Annotated in this window: 5 protein-coding genes; 3 read left to right on the forward strand and 2 right to left on the reverse strand. The window is 36.4% G+C overall.

The genetic code is table 11. The features are described 5' to 3' along the window. Nucleotides 1–141: 141 nt before the first annotated feature. Together H9636_RS18675 and H9636_RS18680 are read right to left on the reverse strand one after the other, a co-directional pair. Nucleotides 142–345 carry a YlaI family protein gene (locus tag H9636_RS18675; protein ID WP_191709060.1) on the reverse strand — a complete coding sequence of 68 codons (204 nt, stop codon included), beginning with the start codon at nt 343–345 and terminating at the stop codon, nt 142–144. 16 nt (nt 346–361) lie between these two features. Then, nucleotides 362–862, reverse strand: a complete 501-nt coding sequence (locus H9636_RS18680; RefSeq protein WP_191709061.1) for a peptidyl-prolyl cis-trans isomerase — start codon at nt 860–862, stop codon at nt 362–364. Nucleotides 863–1,041: 179 nt separating this feature from the next. Between H9636_RS18680 and H9636_RS18685 the strand changes: the two genes are divergently transcribed. The 3 genes from H9636_RS18685 to pyc are packed head-to-tail and all read left to right on the forward strand — an operon-like array spanning nt 1,042 to nt 6,005. Then, nucleotides 1,042–1,323: a YlaN family protein gene (locus H9636_RS18685; RefSeq protein WP_122973509.1), complete on the forward strand. Its 282-nt coding sequence runs from the start codon at nt 1,042–1,044 to the stop codon at nt 1,321–1,323. Between the two features lie 60 nt (nt 1,324–1,383). Continuing rightward, on the forward strand, nt 1,384–2,574 hold the full coding sequence (locus H9636_RS18690; RefSeq protein ID WP_191709062.1) for an FtsW/RodA/SpoVE family cell cycle protein: 1,191 nt from the start codon (nt 1,384–1,386) through the stop codon (nt 2,572–2,574). Next, nucleotides 2,571–6,005: a pyruvate carboxylase gene (gene pyc / locus H9636_RS18695; RefSeq protein ID WP_191709063.1), complete on the forward strand. Its 3,435-nt coding sequence runs from the start codon at nt 2,571–2,573 to the stop codon at nt 6,003–6,005. The genes H9636_RS18690 and pyc overlap by 4 nt, the downstream gene beginning before the upstream one ends. The last annotated feature ends 97 nt before the right edge of the window (nt 6,006–6,102 follow it).

A 6,102-nucleotide genomic window follows, 5' to 3' on the forward strand; every position in this document is an offset into this window, starting at 1 on the left:
TTCAGAAACTATTACTTTTATTTTAAAAGAAAAAAGACTGTAGGCAAACTCGAAATTTCGAGTTTGTCTACAGTCTGTAAGCATCATTCAATGATTTGAATGATGCTTTGTTATGTTCGAATAACTCTTTAAAAAAGTTTTTTAAAACTCTTCATCAATTGGAGAAGAGGTACGGAAAAAACGGAAATTTCCCGTTGCGATTCGGGCATCCGTATTTTTCGCTATCCGCTCATAGCATTCGTTACACATATAAGTATGAATAGGACGATTACGTAATTTCTTCGCTAAAGGTGCGTCATCATCAAGTTCGTTAATCGTATCACAAATGACACATTGGACTCGCATATGATTAATCCCCCTACTATTCAACTCGGATTGCTGCAATGTTTTTAATCGGGTTGTCAACATTTGACCCATCTCCAAAAATGAGATGTACAGGTCCACCATCACTAATAGGCTTGCCATCTTGACTATATTTAAAAATAATTGTAGAAGCTTCTTCAATGGAGAAGGCATGTTCAGAACCATCTTGAAGTTCAAACACGACACGTTCCGCATTTTCATCAATTTCCGCATTTTTTAAGAAATGTTTAATTTCCATTCCGAACGTTCCAGTTTTCATTCCTTGTCGATCAAACTTTCGCTCTGTTTTTAAAGTTGGAGGGTAAGTTGCTCCTTCCATAATTTCTCTAGACCAGTGAGCACCTGCATTTTTTAAATACATTAAGTCTTCATCGTCTTCTGCTTTATGTTCTGTAAAATATGTCGTTAAGTCTAATCGTCGATCATCAAAAATCCAAACAGTAGGATCTAAAGTAATTTTATATTTAACGGCACCTTTAATTGGTATAATCGTTTCCATTTTTATAGTCCCCCTAATCTATATATCATTTTTTAGTATAACGCTACTCATAGTAATTAATAAAGAAATATAAATCAAAAGTTCTCTTTTCTAATGTATGGACTTGCATTTTTATCAGCTTAAAGATAAACTTTAATAAGATAGAATAGAAGAAATATCACAATGATGGGGGCGTCCTCATGGATACAAAACGTCAGTCTTCCTTCCAGGAAGAGGCTTTGGAATTACTGCTTAAGGATGCAGATAAAATTGCACGTTTAATAAAAGTTCAAATGGATCATTTAACAATGCCATCATGTCCTTTATACGAAGAAGTATTAGATACACAAATGTTTGGCTTATCACGGGAAATTGATTTTGCAGTTAAGCTTGGATTAATTGAACGTGAACGAGGAAAGGAAATTCTCGACACGTTAGAGAAAGAACTTTCATTGTTACATGAAGCATACACAAACAAATAATTAGAAACTCAAACGCAATTTGGCGCTTTGAGTTTTTTTTCTAAAATGGGGAAGTTGAAAATGAGAAAATATCTTGCTTATTATGTGAGGAATTTTGATTATCCATTATTCTTTACTTATGTATTTTTATGTTTATTCGGACTAGTTATGATTTATAGTGCAGGTATGTGGGTTGGTATTGTGCACAAAAATCAAGGACCGGACTTTTACTACAATAAACAATTATTAAATTTATGTGTAGCCAGTGTCGCCTTTATTGTGGGTGCTTTTTTCCCATACAAACATTATAGTAATAAAAAATTTATGGTGGCACTCTTAGGGATCATGTTAGTTCTGTTATTTTGGGTATGGAATTTCGGGGTTGGTGCTGAACAATCAGGTTCCCAAAGTTGGATTGATTTAGGCATTATGAATTTCCAACCTTCTGAGTTTGCAAAACTATTTATTATTTTATATTTTGCTGGTGCCTTCTATAGAAAAAGTTTAAATAATTCGATGGAAAACTTAGGACCAAATAATATTATTTATCCGATTTTAGTATGGTTATTAGTGATTTTCTGTGTCGCGAACGAAACCGATTTAGGTGCCGTTATGATCATATCCGGAATTGCCATTGCGGTTGTTGCAGCAAGCGGGATTCAATTTAAAAAGTTTATGAAATTTTTTGCTGTATTAGGTGGGTTTGGTTCAGCATTAATAGGCCTTATTTTATTAATTAAAGGTGATGAAATTCTTACTCAAAATCGGGTTGGCCGTATTAAAGCCTTTCTAAATCCGTTTGAATATGAAACAGGCTCTAGTTATCAGGTCATTAATGGGTATATTGCGATTGGTTCAGGAGGATTGGAAGGGGTTGGCTTAGGTCAGTCTATTCAAAAATTAGGTTATTTGCCAGAACCGCAAACCGATTTTATTATGGCAATCATTGCTGAGGAACTTGGAATTTTAGGGGTCATCATAGTACTTGGTGGTCTTGGATTCATTGTGCTTAGAGCTTTAACAATTGCCTTAAAAACGAAGGATCCACTTGCTAGAATGATTGCAGCAGGTATAGGCAGTTGGATTGCCGTTCAAACATTTATTAATCTTGGGGGATTATCGGGACTTATTCCGTTAACCGGTGTAACGCTACCATTCATTAGTTATGGCGGGACATCTATATTGTTATTATCATTTGCTATGGGAATATTAGTAAATGTTTCCATGTATGTCAAACTGGAAAAAAGAAGGTCTAAGGGGGAATCATTGTGAAGAAAATTAACAAAATTTTAGTAGCAAACCGTGGAGAAATTGCAATTCGTATTTTTCGCGCCTGTAATGATTTAAACTTAAAAACAGTTGCAATTTATTCAAGGGAAGATAGTGGTTCTTATCATCGTTACAAATCGGATGAATCCTATTTAGTTGGTGCAGGGAAGAAACCGATTGATGCTTATTTAGATATTGAAGGAATTATTGAAATTGCCAAACAGGCGGAAGTGGATGCAATCCATCCTGGTTACGGTTTTTTATCGGAAAATGTTGAATTTGCTAGACGTTGTGAAGAAGAAGGAATTATCTTTATTGGACCAACATCTGAACATTTGGATATGTTCGGAGATAAAGTAAAGGCAAGAGAACAAGCAGTGGCTGCAAAAATTCCAGTGATTCCTGGTAGTGACGGTCCAGTTGATACAGTTGAAGATGTGATAGCATTTGGAGAAAAATACGGTTATCCTCTAATGATTAAAGCTGCCCTTGGAGGTGGCGGACGTGGGATGCGTTTAGTTCAAACGAAAGAAGAACTGGCTTCCGCATTTGAACGTGCAAAGTCAGAAGCAAAAGCAGCATTCGGTTCTGATGAAGTTTATGTTGAGAAAGCAATCATTAAACCAAAACATATTGAGGTTCAAATATTAGGAGATGTTACGGGGAATATTGTTCATTTATATGAACGGGATTGTTCTATCCAAAGACGTCACCAAAAAGTAGTGGAAATCGCTCCTTCCAATTCGATATCCAATGAACTACGTAATCGAATTTGTGAAGCAGCTGTTCAATTAATGAAAAATGTTCAGTACATAAACGCAGGTACTGTGGAGTTTTTAGTATCAGGAAATGACTTTTATTTCATCGAAGTCAATCCACGTATTCAAGTAGAACATACGATAACAGAAATGATTACAGGAATTGATATCGTTCGGGCACAAATTAAAATTGCAGAAGGACATGCAATCCATTCGCAAGAAATCGGAATTCCTGCTCAAGATCAAATTCCATTGTTCGGTTATGCAATTCAATCGAGGGTTACAACAGAAGATCCTGCAAACGATTTCATGCCAGATACTGGTAAGTTAATGGTGTATCGTTCAAGTGGTGGCTTTGGAGTACGATTGGATGCGGGGAACGGTTTCCAAGGTGCAGTCGTCACACCTTATTATGATTCATTACTCGTGAAAATTTCGACTTGGGGTATGACGTTTAAAGAAGCAGCGGCTAAAATGCATCGTAACTTAAGAGAATTCCGTATTCGCGGTGTGAAAACGAACATTCCGTTTTTAGAAAATGTTGTACAGCATGATAAATTCATCACGGGTGTATTTGATACAAGTTTTATCGATACAACACCTGAATTATTTAACTTCCCGGTACGCAAAGATAGAGGGACAAAGTTATTAAACTACATTGGAAACGTCACTTTAAATGGTTTTCCAGGGATTGAAAAGCGTACGAAACCAATTTTCGTACAGCCAAACAAACCTAAAATCGATTTAAAAACAGAAATACCGGCAGGTACGAAACAAATTTTAGATGAGCGCGGTGCTGAAGGACTTGTTTCTTGGGTAAAAGAACAAAAGGATGTATTACTAACTGATACTACTTTCCGTGATGCTCACCAATCTTTGCTTGCAACTAGAGTAAGGTCTCAAGATATGTTCCAAATCGCCGATTATAATGCGCGTATGTTACATGATTTCTTCTCCTTTGAATTATGGGGTGGAGCAACATTTGATGTAGCTTATAGATTTTTAAAGGAAGATCCATGGGTTCGATTAGAAAGACTTCGTAAACAAATGCCGAATGTGTTATTCCAAATGCTTTTCCGTGGAGCTAATGCCGTTGGATATAAAAATTATCCTGATAATTTAATACGAGAATTTATTCGTGAATCAGCATCTTCTGGAGTGGATGTTTTCAGAATTTTCGATAGTTTGAACTGGATCAAAGGCATGGAAGTAGCAATTGATGAAGTTCGTCAAACGGGTAAAATTGCTGAAGCGGCAATTTGTTATACAGGAGATATTTTCGATGAATCTCGAGCAAAATATTCCGTGCAATATTATAAAGAGATGGCGAAGGAATTAGAGGCAGCAGGAGCTCATATTTTAGCGATTAAAGATATGGCAGGGTTACTAAAACCAGAGGCAGCATATCGTTTAATTTCAGAGTTGAAAGATTCAACAGATTTACCAATTCACCTTCATACGCATGATACGAGCGGAAATGGTATTTATACTTATGCAAAGGCAATTGAAGCGGGTGTTGATATTATTGATACTGCCCTTGGTTCCATGTCCGGCTTAACTTCTCAACCGAGTGCCAATTCATTGTATTATGCAATGAAAGGCGGCGAACGGGAACTGCGCGCAGATATTGAAGCTTTAGAACAACTTTCTTATTATTGGCAAGATGTTCGTGCTTACTATAGTGATTTTGAAAGTGGAATGAATAGTCCCCATTCTGAAATTTATGTCCACGAAATGCCAGGTGGTCAATATAGTAACTTACAACAGCAAGCAAAGGCAGTTGGTTTAGGAGATCGCTGGGATGAAGTGAAAAAGATGTATTCCCGGGTGAATTTACTATTTGGAGATATTGTTAAAGTGACACCTTCTTCTAAAGTAGTAGGAGATATGGCATTGTTCATGGTTCAAAATGATTTGGACGAAGAAAATATTTTCGAAAGAGGACTAACGATTGATTTCCCAGATTCTGTTGTGGAGTTATTCCAAGGTTATTTAGGCCAAGTTCATGGTGGTTTCCCGAAAGAATTGCAAAAGGTTATTTTAAAAGATAGAGAAGCAATTACAGTTAGACCAGGTGAATTATTAGAGCCGATAAACTTTGAAGAACTTGAAAGAAACCTTACCGAAAAATTTGGACGTTCTGTAACTAAACAAGATGTTTTAGCTTATGCATTATATCCGAAAGTATTTGAAGACTATGTAGCAGCGACTGACATGTTCGGTGATATTTCGGTTTTAGATACACCAACTTTCCTTTACGGATTAAAACTAGGAGAAGAAATCGAAGTTGAAATCGAAAAGGGGAAAACGTTAATTATAAAGTTAATCGAAATCGGGGAGCCTCAACCGAATGGTACGCGTATTATCTACTTTGAATTAAACGGTCAGTCCCGTGAATTAGTAATCCAAGACTTAACGGTCGAAGTGGAAGGGACAAATGCATTAAAGGCAGATCCAAGCAACCCAAATCAAATCGGTGCAACAATGCCGGGTACAGTATTAAAAGTGGTTGTTTCAAAAGGTAGTCCTGTAAAACGTGGTGATCATTTATTAATTACTGAGGCTATGAAGATGGAGACAACGGTTCAGGCACCGAAGGACGGTGTAGTAAAAGAAGTCTATATTTCTAGCGGCGATGCGATTTCCACAGGAGATTTATTAATCGAATTAGAATAAAAGATAAAGGGCAGTGGAAATTTAAAGTGTACCCTTTGTAAAGGACATTTTTAAAAAAGGCTTTTAAGCAACTTGAAGAAGATGGTGACTGTATTGT

The organism is Ureibacillus galli (assembly GCF_014836845.1).
Classification (GTDB): Bacteria; Bacillota; Bacilli; order Bacillales_A; family Planococcaceae; genus Ureibacillus; species Ureibacillus galli.

Coding starts and splice junctions, on each gene's coding strand:
- H9636_RS18675 (WP_191709060.1), bottom strand. CDS start 345: ATGCGAGTCCAATGTGTCATTTGTGATACGATTAACGAACTTGATGAT.
- H9636_RS18680 (WP_191709061.1), bottom strand. CDS start 862: ATGGAAACGATTATACCAATTAAAGGTGCCGTTAAATATAAAATTACT.
- H9636_RS18685 (WP_122973509.1), top strand. CDS start 1,042: ATGGATACAAAACGTCAGTCTTCCTTCCAGGAAGAGGCTTTGGAATTA.
- H9636_RS18690 (WP_191709062.1), top strand. CDS start 1,384: ATGAGAAAATATCTTGCTTATTATGTGAGGAATTTTGATTATCCATTA.